The 25,968-nt window shown below is 63.8% G+C and carries 32 protein-coding genes; 9 read left to right on the top strand and 23 right to left on the bottom strand.

Annotated elements, in window-relative coordinates; all coding sequences use genetic code 11:
* Nucleotides 1–10: 10 nt before the first annotated feature.
* From ACWGTI_RS12600 to ACWGTI_RS12585, 4 genes are all read right to left on the bottom strand, one after another.
* The gene (locus ACWGTI_RS12600) at nt 11–883 is read right to left on the bottom strand and encodes a carbohydrate ABC transporter permease (RefSeq protein ID WP_454587406.1); all 873 of its coding nucleotides are present in this window, start codon (nt 881–883) and stop codon (nt 11–13) included.
* Between the two features lie 118 nt (nt 884–1,001).
* On the bottom strand, nt 1,002–2,312 hold the full coding sequence (locus ACWGTI_RS12595) for an ABC transporter substrate-binding protein (RefSeq protein ID WP_454587405.1): 1,311 nt from the start codon (nt 2,310–2,312) through the stop codon (nt 1,002–1,004).
* A 235-nt stretch (nt 2,313–2,547) separates the two neighbouring features.
* The gene (locus ACWGTI_RS12590; RefSeq protein WP_454587404.1) at nt 2,548–2,847 is read right to left on the bottom strand and encodes a hypothetical protein; all 300 of its coding nucleotides are present in this window, start codon (nt 2,845–2,847) and stop codon (nt 2,548–2,550) included.
* Nucleotides 2,848–2,964: 117 nt separating this feature from the next.
* Nucleotides 2,965–3,876 (bottom strand): LysR substrate-binding domain-containing protein, encoded by a 912-nt coding sequence (locus tag ACWGTI_RS12585; RefSeq protein WP_454587403.1) that lies wholly within the window; start codon nt 3,874–3,876, stop codon nt 2,965–2,967.
* A 110-nt stretch (nt 3,877–3,986) separates the two neighbouring features.
* Between ACWGTI_RS12585 and ACWGTI_RS12580 the strand changes: the two genes are divergently transcribed.
* Nucleotides 3,987–4,172 carry a hypothetical protein gene (locus tag ACWGTI_RS12580; RefSeq protein ID WP_142867970.1) on the top strand — a complete coding sequence of 62 codons (186 nt, stop codon included), beginning with the start codon at nt 3,987–3,989 and terminating at the stop codon, nt 4,170–4,172.
* Nucleotides 4,173–4,194: 22 nt separating this feature from the next.
* On the opposite strand, the gene ACWGTI_RS12575 is transcribed toward ACWGTI_RS12580, so the two are convergent.
* A complete protein-coding gene (locus tag ACWGTI_RS12575; RefSeq protein WP_454587402.1) occupies nt 4,195–5,151 on the bottom strand; it encodes a sugar-binding transcriptional regulator in 957 nt (318 codons plus the stop codon).
* 312 nt (nt 5,152–5,463) lie between these two features.
* Here ACWGTI_RS12575 and ACWGTI_RS12570 point away from each other — a divergent pair, with 312 nt between their 5' ends.
* A complete protein-coding gene (locus ACWGTI_RS12570; protein WP_454587401.1) occupies nt 5,464–6,096 on the top strand; it encodes an HAD family hydrolase in 633 nt (210 codons plus the stop codon).
* Nucleotides 6,097–6,178: 82 nt separating this feature from the next.
* Here ACWGTI_RS12570 and ACWGTI_RS12565 read toward each other — a convergent pair whose 3' ends face one another.
* From ACWGTI_RS12565 to ureC, 8 genes are all read right to left on the bottom strand, one after another.
* Nucleotides 6,179–6,946 carry a class II aldolase and adducin N-terminal domain-containing protein gene (locus tag ACWGTI_RS12565; RefSeq protein WP_454587400.1) on the bottom strand — a complete coding sequence of 256 codons (768 nt, stop codon included), beginning with the start codon at nt 6,944–6,946 and terminating at the stop codon, nt 6,179–6,181.
* 67 nt (nt 6,947–7,013) lie between these two features.
* A complete protein-coding gene (ureG, locus tag ACWGTI_RS12560; protein ID WP_454587399.1) occupies nt 7,014–7,646 on the bottom strand; it encodes an urease accessory protein UreG in 633 nt (210 codons plus the stop codon).
* On the bottom strand, nt 7,643–8,083 hold the full coding sequence (locus tag ACWGTI_RS12555; RefSeq protein WP_454587398.1) for a DUF3995 domain-containing protein: 441 nt from the start codon (nt 8,081–8,083) through the stop codon (nt 7,643–7,645). The genes ureG and ACWGTI_RS12555 overlap by 4 nt, the downstream gene beginning before the upstream one ends.
* Nucleotides 8,080–8,751, bottom strand: a complete 672-nt coding sequence (locus ACWGTI_RS12550; RefSeq protein ID WP_454587694.1) for an urease accessory protein UreF — start codon at nt 8,749–8,751, stop codon at nt 8,080–8,082. Before ACWGTI_RS12550 ends, ACWGTI_RS12555 begins: the two co-directional genes overlap by 4 nt.
* Nucleotides 8,744–9,334, bottom strand: a complete 591-nt coding sequence (locus tag ACWGTI_RS12545) for an urease accessory protein UreE (RefSeq protein WP_454587397.1) — start codon at nt 9,332–9,334, stop codon at nt 8,744–8,746. The genes ACWGTI_RS12550 and ACWGTI_RS12545 overlap by 8 nt, the downstream gene beginning before the upstream one ends.
* Nucleotides 9,331–9,936, bottom strand: a complete 606-nt coding sequence (locus ACWGTI_RS12540) for a glutathione S-transferase family protein (protein WP_454587396.1) — start codon at nt 9,934–9,936, stop codon at nt 9,331–9,333. The genes ACWGTI_RS12545 and ACWGTI_RS12540 overlap by 4 nt, the downstream gene beginning before the upstream one ends.
* Before the next feature lie 42 nt (nt 9,937–9,978).
* Nucleotides 9,979–10,572, bottom strand: a complete 594-nt coding sequence (locus ACWGTI_RS12535) for a hypothetical protein (RefSeq protein ID WP_454587395.1) — start codon at nt 10,570–10,572, stop codon at nt 9,979–9,981.
* Nucleotides 10,573–10,664: 92 nt separating this feature from the next.
* Complete coding sequence (gene ureC / locus ACWGTI_RS12530; protein WP_454587394.1) at nt 10,665–12,377, bottom strand: urease subunit alpha; 1,713 nt, start codon at nt 12,375–12,377, stop codon at nt 10,665–10,667.
* A gap of 178 nt (nt 12,378–12,555) precedes the next feature.
* On the opposite strand from ureC, the gene ACWGTI_RS12525 reads away from it, so the two are divergent.
* Both ACWGTI_RS12525 and ACWGTI_RS12520 read left to right on the top strand, forming a co-directional pair.
* Nucleotides 12,556–12,918 (top strand): hypothetical protein, encoded by a 363-nt coding sequence (locus tag ACWGTI_RS12525; protein ID WP_454587393.1) that lies wholly within the window; start codon nt 12,556–12,558, stop codon nt 12,916–12,918.
* 129 nt (nt 12,919–13,047) lie between these two features.
* Complete coding sequence (locus tag ACWGTI_RS12520; protein WP_454587392.1) at nt 13,048–13,533, top strand: hypothetical protein; 486 nt, start codon at nt 13,048–13,050, stop codon at nt 13,531–13,533.
* A gap of 26 nt (nt 13,534–13,559) precedes the next feature.
* Here the strand turns inward: ACWGTI_RS12520 and ACWGTI_RS12515 are convergent, their stop codons facing one another.
* From ACWGTI_RS12515 to ACWGTI_RS12495, 5 genes are read right to left on the bottom strand one after another with little or no spacing between them, the layout of a single operon-like run.
* Nucleotides 13,560–13,865 carry an urease subunit beta gene (locus tag ACWGTI_RS12515; protein ID WP_454587391.1) on the bottom strand — a complete coding sequence of 102 codons (306 nt, stop codon included), beginning with the start codon at nt 13,863–13,865 and terminating at the stop codon, nt 13,560–13,562.
* Between the two features lie 8 nt (nt 13,866–13,873).
* Complete coding sequence (locus ACWGTI_RS12510) at nt 13,874–14,467, bottom strand: HupE/UreJ family protein (RefSeq protein WP_454587390.1); 594 nt, start codon at nt 14,465–14,467, stop codon at nt 13,874–13,876.
* Between the two features lie 28 nt (nt 14,468–14,495).
* Entirely contained in the window at nt 14,496–14,750 is a 255-nt protein-coding gene (locus ACWGTI_RS12505; RefSeq protein ID WP_454587389.1) for a DUF1272 domain-containing protein, read from the bottom strand.
* 10 nt (nt 14,751–14,760) lie between these two features.
* Entirely contained in the window at nt 14,761–15,063 is a 303-nt protein-coding gene (locus tag ACWGTI_RS12500; protein WP_023693076.1) for an urease subunit gamma, read from the bottom strand.
* Nucleotides 15,064–15,093: 30 nt separating this feature from the next.
* Nucleotides 15,094–15,936: an urease accessory protein UreD gene (locus ACWGTI_RS12495; RefSeq protein ID WP_454587388.1), complete on the bottom strand. Its 843-nt coding sequence runs from the start codon at nt 15,934–15,936 to the stop codon at nt 15,094–15,096.
* Between the two features lie 214 nt (nt 15,937–16,150).
* Between ACWGTI_RS12495 and ACWGTI_RS12490 the strand changes: the two genes are divergently transcribed.
* The 3 genes from ACWGTI_RS12490 (at nt 16,151) to ACWGTI_RS12480 (ending at nt 18,444) form a co-directional block, all read left to right on the top strand.
* Nucleotides 16,151–16,405, top strand: a complete 255-nt coding sequence (locus ACWGTI_RS12490; RefSeq protein WP_454575296.1) for an acyl carrier protein — start codon at nt 16,151–16,153, stop codon at nt 16,403–16,405.
* A complete protein-coding gene (locus ACWGTI_RS12485) occupies nt 16,406–17,614 on the top strand; it encodes a beta-ketoacyl-[acyl-carrier-protein] synthase family protein (protein WP_454587387.1) in 1,209 nt (402 codons plus the stop codon). It abuts the gene before it with no gap.
* A 125-nt stretch (nt 17,615–17,739) separates the two neighbouring features.
* The gene (locus tag ACWGTI_RS12480) at nt 17,740–18,444 is read left to right on the top strand and encodes a glutathione S-transferase family protein (RefSeq protein ID WP_454587386.1); all 705 of its coding nucleotides are present in this window, start codon (nt 17,740–17,742) and stop codon (nt 18,442–18,444) included.
* 87 nt (nt 18,445–18,531) lie between these two features.
* Here the strand turns inward: ACWGTI_RS12480 and ACWGTI_RS12475 are convergent, their stop codons facing one another.
* From ACWGTI_RS12475 to ACWGTI_RS12460, 4 genes are all read right to left on the bottom strand, one after another.
* The gene (locus tag ACWGTI_RS12475) at nt 18,532–18,891 is read right to left on the bottom strand and encodes a hypothetical protein (RefSeq protein WP_454575299.1); all 360 of its coding nucleotides are present in this window, start codon (nt 18,889–18,891) and stop codon (nt 18,532–18,534) included.
* A gap of 87 nt (nt 18,892–18,978) precedes the next feature.
* Complete coding sequence (locus ACWGTI_RS12470; RefSeq protein ID WP_454587385.1) at nt 18,979–19,599, bottom strand: nucleoside/nucleotide kinase family protein; 621 nt, start codon at nt 19,597–19,599, stop codon at nt 18,979–18,981.
* 91 nt (nt 19,600–19,690) lie between these two features.
* A complete protein-coding gene (locus ACWGTI_RS12465; RefSeq protein ID WP_454587384.1) occupies nt 19,691–20,782 on the bottom strand; it encodes a hypothetical protein in 1,092 nt (363 codons plus the stop codon).
* Between the two features lie 118 nt (nt 20,783–20,900).
* On the bottom strand, nt 20,901–22,712 hold the full coding sequence (locus tag ACWGTI_RS12460) for a methyl-accepting chemotaxis protein (protein WP_454587383.1): 1,812 nt from the start codon (nt 22,710–22,712) through the stop codon (nt 20,901–20,903).
* Between the two features lie 379 nt (nt 22,713–23,091).
* On the opposite strand from ACWGTI_RS12460, the gene ACWGTI_RS12455 reads away from it, so the two are divergent.
* On the top strand, nt 23,092–24,060 hold the full coding sequence (locus tag ACWGTI_RS12455; protein WP_454587382.1) for a D-alanyl-D-alanine carboxypeptidase family protein: 969 nt from the start codon (nt 23,092–23,094) through the stop codon (nt 24,058–24,060).
* Between the two features lie 13 nt (nt 24,061–24,073).
* Here ACWGTI_RS12455 and ACWGTI_RS12450 read toward each other — a convergent pair whose 3' ends face one another.
* Nucleotides 24,074–24,523, bottom strand: coding sequence for a universal stress protein (locus ACWGTI_RS12450; protein ID WP_454587381.1), 450 nt, complete (start codon nt 24,521–24,523; stop codon nt 24,074–24,076).
* Between the two features lie 356 nt (nt 24,524–24,879).
* Here ACWGTI_RS12450 and ACWGTI_RS12445 point away from each other — a divergent pair, with 356 nt between their 5' ends.
* Nucleotides 24,880–25,800 (top strand): DUF1003 domain-containing protein, encoded by a 921-nt coding sequence (locus ACWGTI_RS12445; RefSeq protein ID WP_454587380.1) that lies wholly within the window; start codon nt 24,880–24,882, stop codon nt 25,798–25,800.
* Nucleotides 25,801–25,968: the final 168 nt, after the last annotated feature.

Raw genomic sequence — 25,968 nt, 5'->3', positions numbered from 1 at the left:
GTATCCTCCCTTACTTGTCCAGGTTCTTGCCGACTGCGCGCATGGCGAAGAAGGCGACGATGTTTGCGAGAATGACGGCGATGACACCGCCGGCGGATGCCTGGCCGATTTTGAACTCCAGCAATGCCTTCTGGTAGACGAGGAAGGGCAGGTTGGTGGAGGCGTAGCCGGGGCCGCCATTGGTGGTGACCAGGATCTCGGCATAGACCGACAGCAGGAAGATGGTCTGAATCAGGATGACGACGGTGATGGCGCGCGACATGTGCGGCAGCGTCAGATAGATGAAGCGGCTGACGAAGCCGGCGCCGTCCATCTCGGCGGCTTCCTTCTGCTCACCGTCGAGCGACTGCAGTGCGGTCAACAGGATCAGCGTGGCGAAGGGTAGCCATTGCCAGGCAACGATGATGATGATCGCCGTCATCGGATGCTGCCCGAACCAGTCGATCGGTTGAGCCCCGAAGAAACGCGCAATGTCGGCAAAGACGCCGTATTGCGGGTGCATGATCATGTTCTTCCAGACCAGTGCCGCGACCGGCGGCATGACGAAGAACGGTGAGATGACGAGGATGCGCACGATCCCCTGTCCCCACATCGGTTGATCGATCAAAAGCGCCAGCAGGATGCCGCCGACGACGGTAATCAGCAGCACGCTGCCCACCAGGAGAAGCGTGTTGAGGATCGACTGCAGGAAGGCAGGGTTGGAATAGAACAGCGCATAGTTGGAGAAGCCGACGAACCCGTCGCGGACCGGATTGAGCGGATTGTACTGCTGGAAGGAGAACCACAGGGTGATGACCAGAGGCACGATCATCCAGACGAACAGCAGCACCACGGATGGCGCCATCATGAAACGGGCAAGCGAACGGGTCTGCTGAGTAGCCATGACGGTCACCCTTCAAGGTCAGCCAAATTTTCAAGAGTGTGAAAGGGGCCGCCCGAACTGGGATTCGGGCGGCCGTTGCCGGTCAAGGAGGAGACCGGCAGTCGGCGCCGGGAGGAGCCTACTTGATGTAACCGCCTTCGGTCATTGCCGCGGTGGCAGCGTCCTGGGCCTGCTTCAGGGCATCGTCGACGCTCGACTGGCCGGCAAGAGCCGCCGAGAAGAGCTGGCCTACGGTGGTGCCAAGGCCCTGGAACTCAGGGATGGCGACGAACTGGACGCCGACATAGGGCACCGGCTTGACGGTCGGATGCGTCGGGTCGGCAGCGTTGATGGAGTCCAGCGTCATCTTGGCGAACGGAGCCGCCTTCTGGTACTCGGCATTGGCGTAGAGCGACGTGCGCGTTCCTGGAGGAGCGCTGGCCCAGCCTAGCTTGGAAGCGACGAGCTCGGAGTAATGCTTGCTGGTTGCCCAGGCGACGAACTTCTCGGCAGCGTCGGCCTTCTGCGTACCGGCCGGAACGGCCAGCGACCATGCCCACAGCCAGTTGCCGCGCTTGCCGAGACCGGTGTCAGGCGCAAGCGCATAGGCAACCTTGTCGGCGACCTTCGAGCTCTTAGGGTCGGAGACCATGGATGCGGCGACCGTGGCGTCGATCCACATACCGCACTTGCCCTGCTGGAACAGCGCCAGGTTCTCGTTGAAGCCGTTGGACGAGGCGCCCTCGGGGCCGTCGGCCTTCATCAGGTCGACGTAGAACTGCAGCGTGTTCTTCCATTCCGGCTGGTCGAACTGCGGCTTCCAGTTCTCGTCGAACCAGCGTGCGCCGAAGGAGTTCGACATGGCGGTGAGGAAGGCCATGTTCTCGCCCCAGCCGGCCTTGCCGCGCAGGCAGACGCCGTTCACGCCATTGGCGCGGTCGGTCATCTTGTCGGCGGCCTGCTTGATGAAGTCCCAGGTCGGCGCGTCGGGCATGGTCAGCCCAGCCTTCTCCATCAGGTCCTTTCGGTACATGACGAAGGAGCTCTCGCCGTAGAACGGTGCTGCATAGAGCTTGCCGTCGACCGAAAGGCCCCCGGCGATGGCCGGCAGGATGTCCTTGACGTCGTAGTCGTCGCCGAGCTTGTCGAGCGGCAGGAGCCAGCTCTGCTTGGCCCAGATCGGAACCTCGTAGGTGCCGATGGTCATCACGTCATACTGACCACCCTTGGTGGCGATGTCGGTGGTGACACGCTCACGCAGCACGTTCTCTTCGAGCGTGACCCAGTTGAGCGTGATGTCGGGGTTCGCCTTGGTGAAGTCCTCCGTCAGCGTCTGCATGCGGACCATGTCAGCATTGTTGACGGTGGCGATGGTGATGGATTCGGCATGTGCGGCGAAGGCAAGAGCGCTGGCCGACAACAAGCCCAGGGTGAGCGTGCGCAGTTTCATCAAATTCCTCCCATGAACCAAGATGAGCATTTGCCTTGGTACTGAGCAATTACTCACTAGACCTTAATTATGTCAAGCCGGATTCGATGCTGCAGCGCAGCAAGCGCGGTGCCGCGAGGCATCTGGCGGGGAGAGAATATTGAAATGGATTGGGGGGTAGCTGTCGGCGATTAGCAGACCGGCTTCATGCTCGCCACAGCAACCCCATCCATAATGGAGCCAGGGACCAATGCCCTCAGCCGTGGGCCGGGTAGCTTCCGATAGAATATTCGAAAACCGTTCCATCGCGGGCTTGCTTGGCTCTGGTCAGCGTTTCCGTCACCCGGATCCAGTTGCGTTCGTCCTTGCGCAGCCTAACTTCCCGGCCGATTGCTTTTGCAGCAGCTTGAAACGGCGCGAATGCTTCGATCACGTGCGTCACACGCACGGTGTTGTTTTCGATTTCTTCGACACGATAGACTTTCATCAGCCCGCTGATCGATCCTGTTTCAATCCGCGGACGATTGATCCTCTTCGATTGAGTCGCCACAAGCACGGGGCCTGCCAGGCCAGCGATATCGACAGCGTTTTTGTCAGGCTTGGTTAACGGCCCCGCCGCAGTGCAACTGCGTGCTAGTATGTCTTCTTGGAAAAGCCCACGGGGTCCTCTGCCCTAGGCGCAGGCGATCTCAGCCAGGATCCAGTCGCGGAAGGCGCGGATCTTCGGCACGTTGCGGCGCGCCGTCGGATAGACCAGCCAATAGGCGTGGCCGTCGTCGCCAACTAGGTCGAAGGGCTGGATCAGGCGGCCGTCGGCGAGTTCGGTCTTGAACAGCGCCGTGGTCAGGATCGCCACGCCATGGCCGGCGATCGCCGCATTCGCCTCATAGGCCTGCGCGCCCATGCTGGTGCCGGGACGGCTGGCAAGTTCATCCGCAGGCACGCCGGCCAGGGCGAACCATTCCCGCCACCAGATGTCGCCGGGATCGAGAATTGGCAGCTTGAACAGGTCGGCCGGTTCGTGGACGCCGCCAATGCTGGCGGCGAGTGCCGGGCTGAGCACCGGCGTGAAATCGGCCTTGAACAGAAGATGTGTTTCCACCCCCGGCCATTTGCCGCTGCCGGAGCGGATGGCAATGTCCATGTCCTCGCGGGTGAAATCGATGACCCTGTTCGAGGTATCGACGCGCACCGCCAGCGACGGATGCGACAGCTGGAAGGAGCCGAGATGCTGCGCCAGCCAGTTCGAGGCGAAGGTCAGCAGCGTCGACACGCAAAGCACGCCATCAGCGCCGCCGCGTACGGCCGAATAGGCGCTCGAGAGCAGGCTGAACGCCTCGCTGACCGCAGGCGCCAGGCGCTGGCCGGATTCGGTCAGCACGATCTGGCGCGGCTGGCGCAGGAACAGCGGCGAGCCGATGCGCTCCTCCAGGAGCTTGATCTGGTAGCTGGCGGCGGCCTGGGTCATGCCGAGTTCCTGCGCAGCCTTGGTGAAGGAGAGATGCCGTGCGACGGCCTCGAACACCCTGATGGCCTGCAGCGGCGGCAGTTGGGAAATCGACGGTGACGAGCCGAGATGGGGCATAAGGCCTCCTTATGGGTCATGATCGACGTTTGATTGGCGGCAGGGGCCAATCAGACCGATATTTGGTGTCGAAGATCAATCCAGTTCAAGCATAGCGGAGGCTGAAGATCATGACCACGGTACAGCAAAAGCTCCATTCGACCCCGGCGCAGAGCTGGTTTTCCGTGCTGGCGCACGAATTCTCTCAGCTTTTGAGCCGCCGGCGCGGCTATGTCGACGTCCGGGAATTGTCACCGCATTTGCAGCGCGACATGGGTTTCCTCGATGGCAACGACGTTTGCGGGCGGCATAAATAGCCGTGCCGATTTTATCGCTCGCTCAGGCGCCGAGCAGGGCCGCGGCGGTCCGCTCGTCGGTGATGAGGCCATTGACCAGCCGCCGGTTCACCGCGGCCAGAATGCCCGGCAATTTGCGCTCGCCCATGGCGAGCGCAATAACCAGCGACTTTTCGCGTGACGGCAAGGCCGCCGACGACACCCGGTCGTTGGTGATGCCGTCGATCATGCGGCCTTCCCGGTCGAACACCCAGCCGACGATCTCGGCGACCCCGCCGGCCTTTTGCAGCGCCTTCAATTCACTTTCCGAGATGAAGCCGTCCTCATAGAGCGGCGCCTTCGGGCCGAGATCGCCGATGCCGACAAAGGTGACGTCGGCTTCCGCGGCAAGCGCCAGCGTCGGCTGGATCATCGGCTGGGCGAGCAGCATTTCGCGTTCTTCGGGTGACGAGGCGATAACCGGCAACGGCATCGGAAACGAGCGCGCCTTGACCCTGTCGGCCATGGTGAAGATGACGTTGTAGAATGCGGCGGAGCCGTCGGGCGAGATGTTGCCGGTCAACGACACCACCTTGTGCTGCGAGCATTCCATCGGCGGTAACTGCTCGATCGCCGCCTTCAGCGTGCGGCCGGTGCCGATGGCCATGACAATCGGCGTCGGCGACCTGAGCCGCCGCTCGATCTCGGCCGCGGCCGCCTCGGCAATGCCGATCGTGGTCGAGGACGAGGTCGGATCGCTCGGCACGACTTCGACCAAATCGAGCGCGAAGCGCGACCGCAGCCGCGCGGCAAGGTCGAGGCAATTGGCGATCGGGTGGTCGACGCGCACCTTGATCAGCCCTTCCGAAACCGCCAGCGATACCAGCCGCTGCGCCGTCTGCCGGGAGATGCCGAGCGTGGCGGCGATCTGGTCCTGCGTGTTGCCGGCAACATAATAAAGCCAGCCGGCGCGCGCCGCCTCGTCCAGCCTGTTGCTGCCGCCGTCCTGCCGCGAATTCAAAATCCGTCTCCCAAGCCTGCCCGTTTGGGCGAAGCGTCATAGTCTTGCAGGGAATGCGCCTGCGCGCAATTGTCTATGCGAAGGGCAATTGCCTGCCGCACCGGCCTGAAGGCAGCGAGGCAATCGCCCCAGCCAAAATCGCCGGCGAACGGGTTCGGCGGTTTATCTCCGGATACAAACACTTTAGAGCGTAATCCCGTTTCACGGAAACGGCGACCCGCTCTAACTCTCTGTTTTTACGCAATTCCAAACGGAAAACCGCTCACACTTTTCCTGGAATTGCTCTAAGGGGATCGGCAAAAGGAGCCTCGCATGACGCCGAAAGCGGTTTTCTGGGATATGGACGGCACGCTGGTCGACAGCGAGCCGCTGCATGAAGCCGCCCTGGTCGCGGCGCTGCGCAGCGTCGGCATCGCGCCGCCGGTCGACCTGCATGAGCGGGTGCTGGGCATCGCCGCATGGCCAGTCTACGAGATGCTGCGCGCCGAGTTCGGCCTCGACCTGCCCTTCGATGACTGGATCGTGCGCAAATACGATCATTACATGCCGATGGCCGAAACGCTGAAGCCGCGCCCCGGCGCGATCGAGGTCTTCAACGAATTGCGCGCGCTTGGCGTGCAGCAGGCGGTGGTGTCCAATTCAGACCGCGTGATCGTCGACGCCAATCTGAGCGCGGTTGGCCTGATCTATCCCGGCATGCGCACGATCAGCCGCAACGATGTGCGCGAGGGCAAGCCGCATCCAGAACCCTTCCTGCGCGCCGCCTGGCTGGCCGACGTCGACCCCGCGGACGCGGTGGCGGTCGATGACAGCGTCACCGGCGCCACATCCGGTCTGGCAGCCGGGATGCGGACGATTTTCTGGCCGGAAGCGCCGATGGCAGGACCGAAGGGTGCTGTTGTTATCAATAGTGCTGAAGAGCTGCGGGCCGAACTCGGTCTCTGAGACCGATTGCGAACGTCAGCGCTGCCCCTCATCCGCCCTTCGGGCACCTTCTCCCCGTTGAACGGGGAGAAGGCAAGAGCGCTCAGCTCCGGTAGACCGGTTCTTCCTCGTCGAGGATTGCCTTCAGCTCGGCAAGGTGACGCTCCGCCTGTCCGGGATAGTCGTCCATCTCGCTGGCGGCCTTTTCGGCAATGGCGTCGGACAGCGTGCGCAGCGGACGGCCGGTCCACAGCGCCTTGATGTAGGTCTCGGCGGCGCGCTCGAAATAGAACATGCGGTTGAAGGCGTCGGCGACGGTATCGCCGATGACCATCACGCCGTGATTGCCCATCACCATCACCTTGACCTTGGGGTCGGTCAGAAGTTGCGAGCAGCGTTCGCCCTCTTCCTCGAAAGCCAGTCCGCCATAGTGGGCGTCGACGACATGGCGGTTGAAGAACATGGCCGAGTTCTGGTCGATCGGCGGCAGGGTCGAGTCGGCCAGCGACGCCAGAACGGTGGCGTGGATGGAATGCACGTGCATGGCGCAGCGGGCGTGGGGGACGTTGCGATGGATGGCGCCATGCAGGCCCCAGGCCGTCGGGTCCGGTGCATTCGGGCCGGACAGTGTTTCGGGATCGTTGGCGTCGATCAGCAGCAGGTCGCTCGCCTTGATGCGTGAGAAATGCACCTGGTTGGGGTTCATCAGGAATTTCGTGCCGTCCTCGTTGACGGACAGCGAGAAATGATTGGCCACCGCTTCATGCATGTTGAGCCGCGCCGTCCAGCGGAAGGCAGCGGCGAGATCGACGCGCTCCTCGTAATAGGGCAGGTTGGTCAGCGGCTCTTTCTGCAGACGGGCGATGCTCATCCTAAGATCCTCCATTTCCCGTGAGAATGCCGCGCCCAACCGTGGCCAGCAACCGGTAAGTGCTGGGTCAGGCGGCGGAGCGGGCCGACTGCAGCCCGCCATGCTCGACGATGAAGTCGATCACTTCCTGCAGGCCCTTGCCGCGCGACAGGTCGGTGAAGCCGAAGGGGCGCTTGCCGCGCATGCGGGTGGCGTCGCTCTCCATGACGTCGAGGTTGACGTTCACATAGGGAGCCAGATCACTCTTGTTGATGATGAGGAAATCGGAACGGGTGATTGCCGGCCCGCCCTTGCGCGGGATTTCCTCGCCCTGGCAGACGGAGATGACATAAAGGGTCAGGTCGGCAAGGTCGGGCGAGAAGGTGGCGGCAAGATTGTCGCCGCCGGATTCGATGAAGACGATGTCGAGATCCGGAAATCTTTTGTTCAAGCCGGCGATCGCCTGCAGATTGATGGAAGCATCTTCGCGAATAGCGGTGTGCGGGCAGCCGCCGGTCTCGACGCCGACGATGCGATCCTCGGGCAGCGCCTGCAGGCGGGCCAGCATCATGGCGTCTTCCTTGGTGTAGATGTCGTTGGTGACGACGGCGATGGAGAAGTCGTCGCGCAGCGCTTTGCAGAGCTTCTCGGTGAGCGTCGTCTTGCCGGATCCGACGGGACCGCCGATGCCGATGCGCAGAGGACCATTGGCCTGAGTCATGCAGAAAACTCCGTGATGGCGAGGATTGCGAAGCTGAGCCCGATCAGCAGGCAGAGCGGCGAATAGAAACTAACGTCCAGCCGCGCAAAAGGCTGTTCCGGCGCCAGCCGGCGCCACCAAGGCGTGAAGCCGGCAATGCCGCGGCCGAGAAACACCAGCCCGATGAGCAGCGCCGTGGCGGCGAGGCCTTCCCTGGGAAAAGGTGAGGCAAAGACACCTGTGAGCGCCAGCGGCCACAGCGTTGCCAGACACAGGCACGCGGCAACGGCAAAACAGGCAAACGGCGTCGGCATCTCGTCGATGCCGCGAAAGCCGACAATGGCGTGAGCGCAGGAAGCACCGTCCCTGCCCGGCCAGATGCCGCCGAGGCCCCAATAGACATGCAGCGCGGTGATCAAAAGCAGGACGGCCGAGAGGGCGAAAGCGAGGACAGTCATGAGCGGAACAGCCTGGAATATTGCGTCTCGTGCTTCATCGCCATGACGTCGGAGACGAAGGCGCAGCCGCCGAGATCGTCCAATGTCGAGCCGGAAGCGCGCGCGGCGGTGGCCAGCGCCAGCGGCTCGAAGCCGGCGAGCAGGGCAGTCGCTCCGCTTTGGCCGACGACGCCGAGCCGGATCGACGCCTGGACGAGGTTGGAGAAGAAGGCCTGCAGGAAGGCGGACAGCGCGTCCTGAAGCGCAATGCCGTTGCCGCCGGCAACGGCGCCGACAGCGACGCAGTAGGCGCATTCGGCCGGCAAACGCCCGAGCACGGGGTTGGGCCAGGCCGATGCCGCTTTCAGGAAGGCTCCGCCTTGCAGCATGGTTTCGGCATGACGCTCCCGCGAGCCGGCCAGCGCTTCGGCGACCGCGGCGATGTCATCGAGATCGCCCTTATCGCGGGCACGACGCCAGGCCTCGGCGAACAGCACGGCGTCGTTCCAACCTGAGCCCATCTCGACGAGCGTTTCGAGCCAGCCGGCCAGGCCTTCGCCGTCGGCCACCAACCCGCCATGCACCGCCCGTTCGAGGCCGTGACTGTAGGAGAAGCCGCCGACCGGAAAGGTTGGCGACAGCCATGCCATCATCCGCAGCAAAGCGATGCCGGAAGGCTGGTCAATCATGATCGTGGTGATGCCCGGCATGAGAATGGCTGTGGGAATGGGACTCGCTGTGCGCGTGAGAATGCCCATCATGGGAATGCGCTTCGGCGTGGCTGTGCGCGTGGCCGTGGTCGTGGCCGCCGGAATAGGCGCCACGCACCGGCTTGAACGGCTCGGAAACGTCACGCACCGTGGCACCGAGACCTTCCAGCATCGCCTTAATGACGTGGTCGCGCAAAATCAGGATGCGGCCGGGCTCGATCGCCGCCGCCAGATGCCGGTTGCCGATATGCCAGGCGAGTTCGGTCAGATGCACGCCATCGCGGGCGCGGATGTCGTAGATTTCTTCAGGCGCTGCTGTGATTTCGACATGGCGGCCGTCCTCCAGCACCAGCCGGTCGCCATCGTTCAGGGTCACAGGCTCGGGCAGGTCGACCAGCACTTTGCTGCCGTCGGCAAGTTCGATGGCGCGGCGGCGCAGATGGCGCTCGTCATGCGGCAGAACGGCGCGACCGGACGGGGTTGTGGTTTCGGCACGGCCGGCAGGCAACACCGAGACGGCACGCGGGAATTTGGTGAAATCGGTGTTGAGGTTGAGTTTCATCGGATGGAACCTCCGTTCGCTTGCGCCCGCGCCCGGGCCGGCCGCGACAGCACGCGGTCGAAATAAGCATTGACCCGTTCTGACTCGACCGAAAATTTGCCGGCGCGAGCCCAGCTGCCCATGTCGCCGAGCAGCACGTCAACGGCGGAAAACCGGTCGCCGAGCGCAAACGGCTTGTCGCCCAGCCGGCGGTCGAGCGCCTTGGTCTCGGAGGCGAAATCGTAGGCGGCGGCGGGGCCGACATCGACCCGTACTTCCTTCGGCAGCAGGAAGCGGTGGCGCAACTTGTTCCACAGCGGCGCCTCGAATTCCGACTGGGCGAAATGCATCCAGGAATCCATCTCGGCGCGCCCGGCGACACCTGGATTGGCGCCCATGCCCTTGTCGGCGTGCTTGTCGGCGAGATAGACGCAGATTGCCGCCGAATCCGTCACCGTCAGCTCATCGTCGATCAGGATCGGCACCTTGCCGGACGGGTTGAGCGCATAGGCTTCCGGCGAGCGCAATTTGACCTCGACGAATTCATAGGGCTGCCCGAGTTCCTCGAGCATCCAGAGAACGCGGCTGACCCGGGATCCGCGCGATCCGATGGCCTTGTACATGGTTGAACCTCTTTCCCCCGAACCCTAGACCATCGCGCCTGCTCAGACGATGGTGTCGAAGAGCCGCAGGATGAACGATACCTGGTAGATCAGCGTGCCGACGACGAAGGCGATGTGAAAGCGGCGGTCGCGCACCAGTATGGCGGCGATGCACAGCGCAACAAAGACCGGCGTGCGGAACAGATATTCATGGCCGTAATGAGCGAAGTGCTCAGGCCCTTTCAAAAGCGTATCGACCACGTCGAGCAGGTAGGTGACGCCGAGCAGGCCGAAGAACCAGGCGCGCCGCGAATAGAAGTAGTCTTCATAGCTGGTGTAATCGAGCATGGAGTCTGGAAACAGCAGCGCGCACAGCAGGAACAAGGTGACGGCATAGGAGATGATGAAGAGGTATTTGCCGAAGGTCCAGGTCTCGATCGTGTAGAGGCCGAACTCCCACCACCAGAAATGCACCAGCAGCAACAACATGGAAGCGACCCAGGCGAGGTGCACGGGATAGAGCTTGTACTGGTCGGGATGCTGGACGATGCGGGCGAGCCCCGACAAAAGGCGCGTGACGCCAAGCCCGATCACCATGCCCATGACGATGCGGATATGCGGGAAGACGTCGTGGGCAGAGACGATTTCGGTGGCCATGACCAGTTACGCGGTTTCTTTGAGCCGCATATTGCGGCCGCCCCGACCGGGTCGCAACGGATTTTGCCGGGTCGATCAAATCGCCCCTCGCATCAAAACAGAAAATACCGCTGCGCCATCGGCAGCACGGTTGCCGGCTCGCAAGTCAACAACTCGCCATCGGCGCGCACTTCGTACGTCTCCGGATCGACCTCGACATGCGGCGTGGCATCGTTGAGCACCATCGAATGCTTGCCGATGCCGCCGCGCGTGTTCTCGACCGCGACGAACTGTTTTTCCACGCCGAGCCGGCCGTGCAGGCCCGACTCGAGTGCTGCCTTCGAAACGAAAGTCACCGACGAGTTGGTCCGGGCCTTGCCGTAGGCGCCGAACATAGGCCGGTAATGCATTGGCTGCGGCGTCGGGATCGAGGCGTTGGGGTCGCCCATCGGGGCGGCGGCGATCATGCCGCCGATCAGCACCATGTCCGGCTTGACGCCGAAGAAGGCCGGGTTCCACAACACCAGATCGGCGCGTTTGCCGACGGCGATCGAGCCGATGTCCCTGGACAGGCCATGCGCGATGGCCGGGTTGATGGTGTATTTGGCGATGTAGCGGCGAACACGGAAATTGTCGTTGTCGCCGGTCTCCTGCGGCAGCGACCCGCGCTGGCGCTTCATCTTGTCGGCGGTCTGCCAGGTGCGGATCGCCACCTCGCCGACGCGGCCCATGGCTTGGCTGTCCGACGAGATGATCGAGAAGGCGCCGATATCGTGCAAAATGTCTTCGGCGGCAATGGTCTCCTTGCGGATGCGGCTTTCGGCAAAGGCAATGTCTTCGGGGATCGACGGCGACAGATGGTGGCAGACCATCAGCATGTCGAGGTGCTCGGCCAATGTGTTGACGGTGTAGGGCCGGGTCGGATTGGTCGAGGACGGGATCACGTTGGGCAGGCCGCAGACCTTGATGATGTCAGGGGCATGGCCGCCGCCGGCGCCTTCGGTGTGGAAGGCATGAATGGTGCGGCCCTTGATCGCCGCGACGGTGTTTTCGACAAAGCCGGATTCGTTCAGCGTGTCGGTGTGGATCATCACCTGCACGTCATAGTCATCTGCGACCGACAGGCAGCAGTCGATGGCCGCCGGCGTCGTGCCCCAGTCCTCGTGCAGCTTCAGCGAGCAGGCGCCACCCAGCACCATCTCTTCCAGCGCTGCCGGCAGGGAGGCATTGCCCTTGCCCGACAGGCCGATGTTCATGGGAAAAGCGTCGAAGGACTGGATCATACGCGCCATGTGCCAGGGGCCCGGCGTGCAGGTGGTGGCCAGCGTGCCATGCGCCGGGCCGGTGCCGCCGCCGAGCATGGTGGTGATGCCTGACATCAGCGCCTCGTCGATCTGCTGCGGGCATATGAAGTGGATATGCGCGTCGAAGCCGCCGGCGGTGAGGATCTTGCCTTCGCCGGCGATGATCTCGGTGCCGGGGCCGATGATGATGGTGACGCCGTCCTGCATATCGGGATTGCCGGCCTTGCCTATGGCCGCGATGCGGCCGTCCCGAAGGCCTATATCGGCCTTGAAGATGCCGGCCGTTGCGTCGATCACCAGCGCATTGGTGATGACGGTGTCGACCGCACCGCCCGCGCGGGAAACCTGGCTTTGGCCCATGCCGTCGCGGATGACCTTGCCGCCGCCGAATTTCACCTCTTCGCCATGGATGGTGAGATCCTTTTCAACCTCGATGAACAATTCGGTGTCGGCAAGGCGCACCTTGTCACCGACCGTCGGACCGTACATCTGCGCATAGGCGGCGCGGGTAATTCTAGCCATCTGCAAATGCTCCTAAAACCGGTCTGGCCGAAGCCGAACTCCACATCGTCGCCATCCAATGGTCATGCAATGACCCGCTTGGCGACACCTTCTGATCCCATTTGGCGGTTGAGGTTGACATGCAACCCCGAACCGACCGTTTGCCAAATCCCTGGCCCATACGATGGAAGGAAAATCCATGCGCAAAATCATCGTTCTTGCAGCTGCCGCCACGCTGGCTTCCGCGACAATTGCCGGCGCCCAGCAGCAGCCCACGCCGCAACCCAAGCCTGCGGCGCCCAACGCTCAGCCGGCAGCGCCGGCGATCCAGAAGGTGAACATCGTCGACATAAGCGAATTGCCCCAGGCCACCCAGACGCAGGTCAATCAGGTGATCGCCCAGCGCGGCGATGCCGGCTTGCAGAAATTGCGCAGCTCGATCGACGCGACGCCGCAGATCAAGTCTGCGCTGCAGGCCAAGGGCCTCACCTCCGCACAGGTGGTTGCCGCCAGCATGACCACCGATGGCGCACTGACCCTGGTCACCAAGAAGGCGAGCTGACGACAAGGCCTGGCGGGTCGGCATCCGGCCCGCCGGCCCTATCGCAGAGGGAACCTTCGCCGGACGGGAGTCGTTTGGCTTCTTTGGCGCCGAACGGCGTTGCGCAGAAAAGTTCGCCAGGAGCGATCTATGCCGACCATTCCCTTTGCCGACGCCAGATGGCTCCAGAGCATTGCGACTTGCGTGTTCCTCGCGGCCTACGGCCCGCCAGCCGCGCAGGCCGTTGAAAGCCAGGAGACCGTCAACCGGATCGTCGGCTCCGACGTGCGGCAGGAAGAGGCGCACACGACGACGGAGACCGGAAAGCTCATCGCCGCGATCGAGCGGACGCGTGAAAACATCGGCACAGTGCGCAAGACATCCAAGCTCGATACGGTCGATATCGTCTTCCTCACAGATGCGGCGCGCAGCGAAGGCGGTCCGCCGCCGGCCGTCGAAAACAAGGTCAAGCAGCATCAGGACGACATTACCGAATTGCGCAAGGAGATCGACGCCAACGCGCTGCTGTTCAATGCTATCGATTCCCGGCGCGTGCTGGCCGAGGACGTTCTCGCCGTCGAATTCGACGGTCCCGCAGGAATCGTCATCTATGCAGCGGCAAGGCCGTCGAACTGATCCCAGGGCGTTCGACCCCGTCGATCTCACAGCTTGCCCATGATTTTCTGCTGGAAACCATAGACCTCGCGTCTTCCCCCGAGCGGCACCAGCGTGACGTCGCGCTGCTGTCCCGGCTCGAAGCGCATCGCGGTACCGGCGGCGATGTCGAGGCGCATGCCGCGCGCTTTGTCGCGGTCGAATTTCAGCCCCTCATTGGTTTCGAAGAAGTGGTAGTGGCTGCCGACCTGGATCGGCCGGTCGCCGCTGTTGGCGACTTTGAGCGTCACGGTCGGCAAACCCTTGTTGAGCTCGACTTCGCCGCTTGCGGTGATGACTTCGCCGGGGATCATCTCAGGCCTCACATAACGCCGAAGACCAGGCCGACTCCGACCGCGGCACACGCAGCACCGGCAGCGCGGGCAAGGCCGCGAAAGCGCATGCCGAGGCCGAGGCCAGCGGCGATGCCTATGACATGGAAAAGCGCGGTGGCGACGGCAAAACCGGCCATATAGTCAAGCCCGCCGGCATTTTCCGGCACTTCGGTGCCGTGGGCATGGCCGTGGAACAGCGCGAACAGGCCGATGATGGCGACGCCGGCCGTAACCGGCAGATCGACCGCAAGCGCCACCAGCAGGCCGAGCACGACGACGGAGGCGAGGATTCCCGGCTCGACGAAAGGCACAGGCATATGCAGCATGCCGAGCGCGCCGCCGACCAGCATGACGCCGACAAAAGCCAGCGGCCAGGCCCATATCGCCTTGCCGCCCTTGAGCGCTGCCCACAGGCCGACCGCGACCATGACCGTCATGTGGTCGAGACCGGACAGCGGATGCGCGAAGCCGGCAGCGAAGGACGAGGTGGCGCCGATGCCAACATGGGCATAGGCGGGCATGGCCGCCGCCAACAGCAGGAGCGCGGCAAGCGTGGTGCGTTTGGTCGAAGTGGAGATCATCGGTCTACCTTCCAATTCAGGATAACAATCAAGCGGCCTTGCGCGGGCCGCAGCCCTCCGCCTTGAGCACGCGTCTGGTCGAGGCCGGATATTTGTTCAGCTTCTCTGCCGGCCGGATCGGCCGGGCCGAAAAATTGCCACCGCAGTTCGGGCAGACACCGCCCAGCACGTTCTCGACGCAGCCGGCGCAGAAGGTGCACTCAAAGGTGCAGATCAGCGCATCCGTCGCATCCGGCGGCAGGTCCTTGTCGCAGCATTCACAGTTGGGCCTGAGTTCGAGCATCTCTTTCCCCTCACCGGATCGGTTCGTGCACGGTGACCAGCTTGGTGCCGTCGGGAAACGTCGCCTCCACCTGCACGTCGTGGATCATCTCGGCGATGCCTTCCATGACCTGCGCGCGGGTGACGACATGGGCGCCGGCCTCCATTAGTTCGGCGACCGGGCGGCCGTCGCGGGCCCCCTCGACGACGAAATCGGTGATCAGCGCGATCGCTTCGGGGTGATTGAGCTTGACGCCGCGTTCCAGCCGCTTGCGCGCCACGATCGCCGCCATGGCGATGAGCAGCTTGTCCTTTTCACGCGGCGTAAGGTTCATGCGCTTCCCTGGGTTTGGCCTGGATTTGGTTCAGAGTGACCATAATTTGGGCAGACCGGCCCGCCCGTTGAGCAGTTCGACAAGCGGAACCAGCCGCTTGCGCAGCTGGTAACCGTCCTCGGCAAACAGCCTCGCAAGAAGCTTGCCAGATTTCTTCACGCTCCAGGCGCTGGCACCGCCCTCAGCGCCGATGATGCCGCGGGCCGGCTCGAGCAAGGCTTCGGCCTGCGGTGAAACCATCAACAGCGTCGCCACGGCAATGGCGCCGCCGGAGACCGCCGGACGGCCAAGGCCTGCCGCTATGGCCGGCCCGATGCGAAAATCCTCGGCATGAATGAGCGCACCATCCTGGCGAACTCGCCAGCGGTCGTGGAAATACCCGTGCGCGGCCTGTTCGCCCATCGCCAGGCGGCCAAAGACGGTGGCCTCGAGCAGCAATGCCTCGGCGCCTGCGGCGAGATCCACGTCGAGCGTGCGGGCAAAGGCCGAGCGGTCGAAGACGATGGTTTCCTGCGGCAGCCAGGCAATACGGCCATCCGCGCCGACTTTGAGTTTTACCCGCACTTCGGCACGGTCGCTTTCGGCGCGATAGATCTTTTCGCAGGCCTGGCTGGTGATCGAAGCGGAGGCATTTGGCCCGACATCGATTTCCCAGCCAAGCCGATCACCGCCAGTCAGCCCGCCCGCGGTGTTGATGAGCACGGCTTCGAGTGGATCGGCCGCGACCGCCGGCATGCGGATCTTGGCCGATCCGTCCTGATAGAGGCGCGAAAGCCTGGTGCGGCCGGCGCTGACGCCGCATGCAAGCCGAGCCGCCCCTGCGACGCGCTGGGCCGGCAGCACCGGGGTCAAGCCATGTTGCAACGTATCCATCGCCCCAACGTTAAGCACTCCGGCTGCTTTGTCGATATGGTGCTTGTTGATATAGCTTGTTGCTTGACAGCGTTTCCGTTTCTATAGAGGGAGCCGCTTTGGAACGGTCATGCCGCGCCTGGCGGGTTTTGAAGGCGACGGCGATTTTCAGTCCAGGCAACAGCGGCGCCAACCAATCGGCACCGTGAAATGATAAAATTGGGGAAGGAATCGAATGGCTGACGAGCTGGCAACGGAAATCATCGCCAAGATCAAGGCTCATGCCGAGCCTAGCGGCGAAGAGATCACCACCAATACGGAGCTGACCGCGCTTGGCATCCATTCGCTGGAATTGACCGAGATCATCTTCGATCTCGAGGAACAGTACGGCATCGAGATCGAGATGAACACGGTCGATGCCTGGAGCAATCTGAAAAATGTCGGCGACATGGTCGAGGCTGTTCGCGCGCTGATCGCGAAGAAAGCCTGAATGCACAAGCGCGTCGTCATTACCGGGATAGGCGGCATATGCGGGCTCGGCACCAATGCGCCCGCGATCTGGAACGAGATGCGCGCCGGACGTTCCGCCATCGGCCAGATCGACAATCCGCTGCTGCATGATCTGAAGGTCAAGGTCGGCTGCGAAATCAAGGCGATGCCCGAGCATGGCATCGCTCACAGGCAGACCGTGTCGATGGACCGCTTCAGCCTGTTGGCGGCCATTGCAGCGCGCGAGGCCATGCAGCAAGCGGGGCTTACCGCTGACGAGGCCACCACCAGGCGGATGGGCACGGTCGTCGGCGTCGGCGTCTGCGGTTGGGAAGCGATCGAGGAAAACTATCGCGCCATCCTGATCGATGGAAGAAACCGGGCCGGCATCTTCACCGTGCCGAAGGTGATGCCAAGCGCCGCGGCCGGCCAGGTCAGCATGGTGCTTGGCCTGCGCGGGCCGGTGTTCGGCGTCACCTCGGCCTGCTCGTCGTCCAACCACGCCTTTGCTTCGGCGGTCGACCAGATCCGGCTCGGCCGCGCCGACGTCATGGTCGCCGGCGGCACCGATGCGCCGCTGGTCTGGGGCATTCTCAAGGGTTGGGAAGCGCTGCGGGTGCTGGCGCCCGACACTTGCCGGCCGTTCTCGGCCGACCGCCAGGGCTTGTCGCTCGGTGAAGGCGCCGGCATGGCGGTTCTGGAAACTTATGAGCACGCCATGGCGCGCGGCGCTGACATTCTGGCCGAGATTGCCGGGGCCGGCCTTTCCGCCGACGCATCCGACATCGTCGCACCGACCGTCGAGGGTCCGACGGGGGCGATGCAAGCCTGTCTTGCCGAGGCCGGGCTCAATCCAGAGGACGTCGACTATCTCAACGCCCACGGCACCGGCACCAAGGCCAACGATCAGATCGAGACGGCGGCGATCAAGCGCGTGTTCGGCGACCATGCCTACAAGCTCTCGGTGTCCTCGACCAAGTCCATGCACGCCCATTGCCTCGGTGCCTCGGGCGGGCTGGAGATGATCGCCTGCGTGATGGCGATCCGCGAAGGCATCGTGCCGCCGACGGCCAATTTCCGGCAGGCCGACCCCGATTGCGATCTCGACGTCACGCCCAATGTGGCGCGCGAGCGCAAGGTGCGGGCGGCGATCAGCAACGGTTTTGCCTTTGGCGGCACCAATGCCGTGGTGGCGTTCAAGGCGGTCTGACGACAGGCTGCTGGTGAAAATGTGTGTGCACCACCGGCCGGTTGATCGGCAAAGACGTCGCGGATAATCCTTCGCAACCCGCCAAACGGCGCGATGCCGCGCCAAATTCCCGACCGGAGCTTTCGATGACCGACCTGTCCGCTTTTCCGATCACCAAGCGTTGGCCGGCCAGCCATCCCGACCGGCTGCAGCTCTATTCCGCGACGACGCCGAACGGCGTGAAAGTGTCTATCGCGCTGGAAGAACTCGGCCTGCCGTACGAGGCGCATCTGGTGGATATCGGCAAGGACCAGAGCTGGACGCCGGAATTCCTGGCGCTGAACCCGAACGGCAAGATACCGGCCATCATCGATCCCGATGGCCCGGGCGGCAAGCCGTTAGGCCTGTTCGAATCCGGCGCCATCCTGCTCTACCTCACCGACAAGACCGGCAAGCTCATCCCGGCCGATCCGGCGCGGCGCTACGAAACCATCCAATGGGTGTTCTTCCAGATGGCGGCGATCGGGCCGATCTTCGGACAGGTCGGCTTTTTCAACAAATTCGCCGGACGCGAGATCGCCGACAAGCGGCCGCTGGATCGCTACCGCAACGAATCGCGGCGGCTGATCGGCGTGATCGAGACAAGGCTGAAAGGTCGCAGCTGGATCATGGATGACGATTTCACCATCGCCGACATCTCGATGCTGGGCTGGGTGCGCAATCTGATCGGCTTCTACGAGGCGCGCGAACTCGTCGGCTTCGACGATTTCCCCACCGTCGCCGCATGGCTGGAACGCGGCCTGGCGCGGCCCGCGGTACAACGCGGCCTCACCATCCCGGCCAAGGGCTGACGATCAAAGCCGCTTGAAAGCGGCTCTGATCTCTTTCATTTGACGCAATTCCGGACGAAAACCGCGTCACACTTTCCTGGAATTGCTCTATTTCGCCTTGGCTTTGGCCTTGGAGCCGCCTCTGCCCATGACAGACGCGGCTAGCGATGCTGCGCCCTTGGCCGTAGCGACGACCGCGCCGGCGGCCACATTGGCTGCATTGCGCATGGTGCCCACCGAGCTGCCGCTGGTTGCCGGCTTCTTGGCCTTGGCAGGCTTTGCCGCCGCCTTGGCCGCTACGCCCGGCACCACCTTCTTCGGCGCGGCCTTGCCGAAAGCCGGCTTTGCATCCTTGGAGCGCGCCGCGATCGCGGGACCCGCGCCTGCTTTTGCCTGAGTGGCTTTTGCCGGCGATGCCTTGGACTGAGCTGTCTTACTCTTGACGGGTGTTTTTGCCTTGGTTGCCATTTTGACGGTTCCCTCACGGCGGCACGATTGCCGGTCGGAGAATAACGACCTGAAAGTCTTAAGGTTCCCGTTCTGAAATCCGGCGAATTACGCCTGATCGCCGACAACCAGGTCGGCGGACCTGCGTCGGCCTAGCACGCGGTCGATATTGGGCATGTCGTTGGAAGCGATCCAGGCGCGGGCGTCTTCGTCGGAACGGCCATGCTCGTGCCAGCGCTCCAGCAGGCGGCGCTCGAGTTCAGTACGCGGCACATCGACAAAGATGGTGAAGTCGAACAGCGGCGCCAGCCGCGACCACGGCTCCTCGTCGAGCAGCAGGTAATTGCCTTCGACCAGGATGAACTTGGTCTCGGCGGCAACGATGGAGGCTGCCGCGCGCGACAACTCCATGCTGCGGTCGAACACCGGAATGGCGATGTCGGTTTCGCCCGCGCGGATGCGCTTCAACAGCGCCTCAAAACCGGCGAAATCGAAGGTTTCGGGCGCGCCTTTTCTTGGCCGCAGACCGCGCTGGTCGAGGACGATGTCATCATAGTGAAACCCGTCCATCGGCACGATTTCCGAAGCGCCTTCCGGCAACAGATCATGCAGGCCGGACGACAGCGTCGACTTGCCGGCGCCGGGCGGGCCGGCAATGGCGACGATGAAGCGCTTTGCCTTGCCGGCGCGCTTGAAGATGGTGGCGGCGAGATGGGCGATTTCGGACATGAGAGCCTTTTTTGCAGCCGGATGGTTTCAGGCTGCATCTTGGCCGCTGTCGGTGGAAATTTCAAACCCTGAACTTGCGATGCCGGCAGGGCTACGCTGACTTGCCGATGCGCAGGAAAGCGATGTCGAAAGCGATGTCGCGGGTCGAACCGTCGGCTCCAGTGACGCGCAACTGCCCACCGGTCGTCGCGACATCGCGCGGCGGCTCGCCGCTAGCCTGCGGCAGCGCGCCGATGACATGGCGGAAGGAGACTTCGCCGCCGAGTTCAAAGGCGGTCGCCACGCCTTCGCGCTTCAGCCAGTTGTCGCCGACCGATGCGGCATGGCCGACGGCGGCGCGGCCGTCCTCCATGCCGAGCACGCCGCGATGGCGGCCGCTCCATGGCGCGTAGTCGCGGCCGCCATTGCTGAACCACAGCATGGTGACCGGCAATTCGCCAGGGTTCTTCAGCACCAGCACCAGATCCTGCTCGGCCCGGCGCGCCAGCGCCGTCCAGCCCGGACCGCCATGATCGGCCTCGACCATGGTGATGAAATCCTCGCGCCGATCCTCCATGCGGTAGTCGGTGAGATCGAGCGTGCCGCCGTCGGCGGCCGGAAAGCGCGTCAGATCGGTCGAGCGCGCCGGATAGGCAAGCTTGAAGCGGCCGCGGGCCGGATCAGGCTCCAGCGGTGTGTCCAGCGTCGCGGCAAAGCGCTTGGGTGAAAAGGCCAGCCGGCCGCCGTCCCGCATTGCCGTCATCGGATGATGGGCGGCGGAAACCGCACCCGAGCCGCCGGAAAAGACATGTTCCTGGTAGAGGAAGGGGTGCCCGTGACACAGGGTGAAGATCTTGTCGACCGTGGCGCCCATCACCCTGCGGCGCAGCCGGAACACGGCCTGCCAGCCGTCTGATGTCGCCTGATTGGAGACGACATCCCAGCCGCTGTTGGCCGGCCAGCCATGCAGGGGGGCGGCCTCGATATCGCTGACCGAAAACGGCGCGCAGAGGAAATCGCCCGACAGCCGCACGGTGCCTTCAGGCAGGTCCGGCGGCAGCGTCTCGCCGGCATCGACCCATGGCGCACGGTGCAGCGGTTTCAGCTGGCGGCCATCGCTGTCGACCGTCATGTCGGCGATGTGCCCGACCGTGAGGTCGAGCGTGACCGAAATGCCCTTTGCCTTGATCGTGACCCTGTCCATCCGTGCACCTGCTGATTCTGATGGCAGCGAACAAACCCGCTCCGCGATGGATGCGCAAGCACAGCTTCCGGCATTTTGCATCAGACCAGTTCCACCCTCCGCCGGGAGGGCGGGGCGCCTACTGCCGCTTGTATTCCCTGATCGGCGACTTGGTGCCGTCGGTGTAGGTGACCTGCACCGCCATCGACGTCACGCTGTCGGCGACCTTGAAGTAAGGCTGGTAGTCGTAGGGGATGGCGTAGGGATCCTTCTTGTCGCAAGGCGGCAGCTTGATCTCCTTGTCGAGCGCGGTGCCGTTCAGGCTGTAGCGCACCTCCTTGATGCCGCAGCGGAACGACAGCATCTGGGAGAAATAGACCAGGCCGTGATTGCCGCTGGCATCGAAGGCGATCCACGACGTCCAGAACTGGTCGAGGACTTGCTTGTTGCCCTGCTGCAGGGCGGCTTCCGGATCAAAACTTATGTTGAACGGCCCGGTCTCGCGGCCCCTGAGATCGAGATATTTTACCCCGATGGTGGTGGCCGTGGTGCTGTCGGGCAATTCGAAGCTCGGATTGGGCATCGGCTTGCCGGTGCGCTGGTCGTTCATCGCCATCAGCCCGGTGTCGGTGAACGGACCGGATTCACCCAGGCGCCAGGAAATGCCGGTCGCCGCCTCGGGCAGCGAGATGGAGATCGTCCAGCCGGCATTGGAGCGCATCGGCGTCAGCGACGGCGCAAAGCGGGCGGGGTCGAGCACGTCGCCAAGGGCCGTCAGCCGGCTGCGGCTGCGGTCCAGCCAGTCGGCAAGCTCGCGCTGGTCGACGAAATATTTGAGCAGCCCGCCATCCTTTTCGTAACCCATGAATTTGGTCAGCGCCTCGGCTTCGCTGCGCTTGTCGGACAGCGACTGGACGCCGAGGCGGTCCTCGGAAAACTCCTGCGCGAGCAGATAATAAGCCGGCGCGAAATCCGGATTGGCCGTGATGAAGGCGTTGAGCTTGTCGAGGCGCTGGGCATCGTCGAACTGCATGACGTGGACCAGCTTGATCGACAGCGCCTTGGCCTTGTCGGCAAGCTGGCCGAACACTTCGCGCGCGCCGGCCTTGCCGTCCTGCACCCGCAGCAGCGTGGCGAAGCGTGTATAGGGATCGACGGCGTCGACGTCGAAGCCGGCAAAGGCGAGATAGGAGCGGCGGGCATTGAGCATGTCGCCGGACAGCTCGTAGACGCGGGCATTGTGGTAGAATTCGTCAGGCCGCTTCGGCTCGGCGATCGCTCCGCCCTGCGCGGCGAGCGCGGCAAAGCCCTTGGCGATGGTGTCGATGGAGGCAGCGATCTGCTCGGTGGTCGCCTGCAGCTTGTCGGCCTGCTCGGCCTGTTTCTGCTGGCCGGCAGCGAGCGTTTCGGTGGTCTGCTTGACCTGATCGACCGTCTTTTGCGTCTGCGCGCCCTGCTCAGTCTGCTGCTGCTGGTTCGAGGCGATCTCCTCGGTCTTTTTCGCCACCGCGTCGGTCGATTGCTTGACCTGGTCGACGGTCTGCTGGGTCTCGGTCACCGTCTGCTCGATCCTGGCCACGCCCGCCGAGACGATGCCCATCTGCTGCTGCAGCTGCGCGACGGCCGGCACCAGACCGGCGATCACCCCGTTCTGCGAATTGGTCTGCTGCTGCAGGCCGTAGACGCCGCCGGCGACGGCCGCCGCACTGGTGGCAAAGATCAGCGCCGGCAGCGCCTTGGCCGCCAGCACCAGCCTGAGCACGATGGCGATGGCGATGATGGCGGCGGCGACCGAGGCGACCAGCGCGATATAGGCGGCGAACGGCGCCAGCGGATTGAGGATGTCGGACGCCGCCCCGCCTATGAAAGCGACGCTGCCGGCCCATTTGCCGGTGCGGCTGAGCGAAGCCCTGATAAGAGATGGCGCGGCCGCGCCGATGTCACCGGTCATTGTCAAATCCCCCAAGCAATTGCGGCAGCTATAGCAGCAGCGCGACCCCGCAGGCAAAACAGGGCAGGAAACAGGCGATTTCGGGCGGTATGGTGGTTTGCGAATTCCGGTGCCACATCCGATCTCCCCCCTTGCGGGGGAGATGGCCGGCAGGCCAGAGGGGGGTGTGAAGGATCGCCGGCCTCCAAACCATTGGAGGGGTACGATGACAAAAGGACGAGCTGAACTTCGGCGACAGGTTGGCGGGCCAGCACCCCCCTCTGCCCTGCCGGGCATCTCCCCCGCAAGGGGGGAGATTGGCAGTTTCACCATTAACCAAATGGACGAACACAATGGGTTAGGCTAGGTTCCGGCCCCTCTCAGCAACGCCGGATCTGCCTTGCCCGACTTCCGTTTCCCTCCCCTCATCCAAAGATTCTTTGCAGCCTTCCTGCTGCTCGTGTTCGTTGCCGGCTGCAGCACCACGGCGCCGCCCGACAGCGTGCTGGCGGTGCCGGCGGCGCAGGAGAAATATGCGGCCATCGTTATCGACAGTGCCAGCGGCAAGACACTCTTCGAGGTCAGTTCGACGGCGCAGCGCTATCCGGCGTCGCTGACCAAGATGATGACCCTCTATCTGCTTTTCGAGGCGCTGGAGAGCGGCCGCGTCAGCAAGGAGACGCAGATCCCGGTTTCCGACAATGCGGCGAGACAGCCGCCGACCAAGCTGCGCTTCAAGCGCGGCGAGAGCATCGATGTGGATTCGGCGATCCGGGCGATCGTGGTCAAATCAGCCAATGACGTGGCGGTGGCAGTGGGCGAATATCTCGGCGGCTCGGAGGACCAGTTCGCCGCCATGATGACATCGAAGGCGCGCCAGATCGGCATGACGAGCACCGTATTCCGCAACGCATCGGGCCTGCCCGACAGCGGCCAGCACACGACGGCGCGCGACATGGCGGTGCTGGGCATGGCGCTGCGCGCCCGCTTCCCGCAGCAGTTCCACTATTTCTCCGAGAGCGACTTCATGTTCCGCGGACGGCTGGTGCGCGGCCACAACGACATGCTGGGCCGCGTGCGCGGCGTCGACGGCATCAAGACCGGCTACATCAAGGCCTCCGGCTTCAACATCGTGACGTCCTACAATGCCGACGGCCGCCGGCTGATCGTGGTGGTGATGGGCGCCGACAGCGCCCGCCAGCGCAACGACCATGTCGAAGCGCTGATCCAGCGCAGCCTGTCGCCGACCATGGCGGATACGAAGACGCGGCTGATGTTTGCGCAGCAGCAGCAACCGGCTTCGCCGCTACCCGGCCTGCCGCCAACCGATTCATCGCTTCCTGGTCTGCCTGGTTTCCCAGCTCAGTAAATAGCCGGCAATCCTACCGCACCACCAGAACCGGCGTTTCCGTCAGCGACAGCACTTCGGCCGTCTGGCTGCCGAGCAGCAGGCGGCCGAGGCCCCGGCGGCCGTGCGAGGCCATGACGATCAGGTCGCAGGCCTCGGTGCGGGCGACGTCGAGGATGCCTTCGGCGGGCGTCTTGTTTTCGATGTGCAATGTCCTGGCCGGCACGCCGAGTTCGTCGGCCGAGGCCTTGCAGCGGTCGAGCACCTCGCCGGCGTAACGGCGGGCAGTTTCCTCATAATTGACCAGTTCGTCGCCGGCCGTGAACCCGGCGACGGCGCCGCCCCATGCCAGGACCGGAAACGGCTCGGAGACGTTGACGAAGGTGACCGTGGCCGCAAGGCTGTTGGCCAATGTCAGCCCGTGGGCAACGCCCTTGCCGGCGAGTTCCGAACCGTCGGTGGCAATCAGGATATGCTTGTACATGGCGACAATCCCTGTTGTGGGGCGGACCTTTGCCCCGGTGGCCTGGCGAAGCGCTTCATGGCGACACCGTCAGCTCTCCCATGGATATAAGCGCCCCGCCATGTTGGCCACAGGGTGAGGATGGGGCCAGCCGGCGATGACCATGGCGCCAGTGCGATGGCCATGCTCGCGATCCTTCCTGGAGGGGGCCAAGCAATCGCACAGGCTGTTTCCCCTGCGCGATTGCGGGCAGACTCGCCGGACGCCCGCCGCCATTGATCACAACCGCTTGCACAAACCCCGAATCTTCATCGCCACAGTGGCTATGCCGCGCCGGCTTGGCGTATATCGTGGGCGCGACAGCAGGAGCCGGCACCATGAGCACCGCCCCAAAACCTTCCGAACAGGCCGCCGATGAAAACGACAGCGGCGGCGAGTATTTCGAGGCGCCGCCCATCGGCGATCACGAAGCCGAGCTGGTTGCCGACGAGGCGCTCGAAGCGCCCGATGTGCCGGACTCCGAACCCGCCGGGCATGGCCGCCTGAAGCCGAAGCGGAAACCGTCGGCGATATCGGGCCGCAAATTCCGCAAGCGCGACCTGGTGCGCATCGACGATCTCAGGCCGAGCCTGGCCGACCGCATCCGCTCCGACCATCCCGACCTGCCGCGCGGCGCCCGCATCAGCCGCGAGGAACTCGGCCGCTACCGCATGCGCTACATGGAGGAGTTGCTGCAGCAGGAGCATGGCGAATTCTCCGAGCTCGACCGCCAGGTGGTCGAATCGATCGCCAGGCAGGACACCATTTCGGAAAACTCGGAAGAGGAGTTCGAGGAGCACAGGTCGTTCGCCGACCGCGTCTCCGACAATATGGCGGCCTTCGGCGGCAGCTGGTGGTTCCTGATCTCGTTCGGCAGCGTGCTTGCCGTCTGGATCGGCATCAATTTGATCGCGGGCATGAGCAGCGCCTTCGACCCCTACCCCTTCATCCTGCTCAATCTTCTGCTCTCCTGCATCGCCGCCATCCAGGCGCCGATCATCATGATGAGCCAGAGACGGACGGAGGCCAAGGACCGCCTGCGCTCCTTCAACGACTACCGGGTGAACCTGAAAGCCGAGCTGGAAGTGCGCCATCTGCACGAAAAGCTCGACTATTTGATCTCGCGCCAATGGACCCGGCTGGCCGAAATGCAGCAGATGCAGCTGGACGCGATGCACGAGCTGACGGGTGCGAAGAAGCCGAAGCGAGCGCCACGCAGGGTGCGGAGGAGGGTGGCGAAGGTGGAGACGGCGGGGTGAGGAATGGTCCGCGAAGCGGACGAAAAGCCAATTGCTTGGCTGTTCGAATGACGAACGCCCTGGGCCTGCGAAGGCAGGACGCGGGACAATCCGGCCAAACCTTTGCGGACCGGGCCAAGTTCACGGCGCAATTCCCCGTTGAAGCCCGCGCCGGCTTCCGCTAAGAAG

The sequence above is a fragment of the Mesorhizobium sp. ArgA1 genome (genome assembly GCF_053714375.1).
Note: the sequence above shows the minus strand (reverse complement) of the source record. Positions and strands in the feature narration are given on the sequence as shown.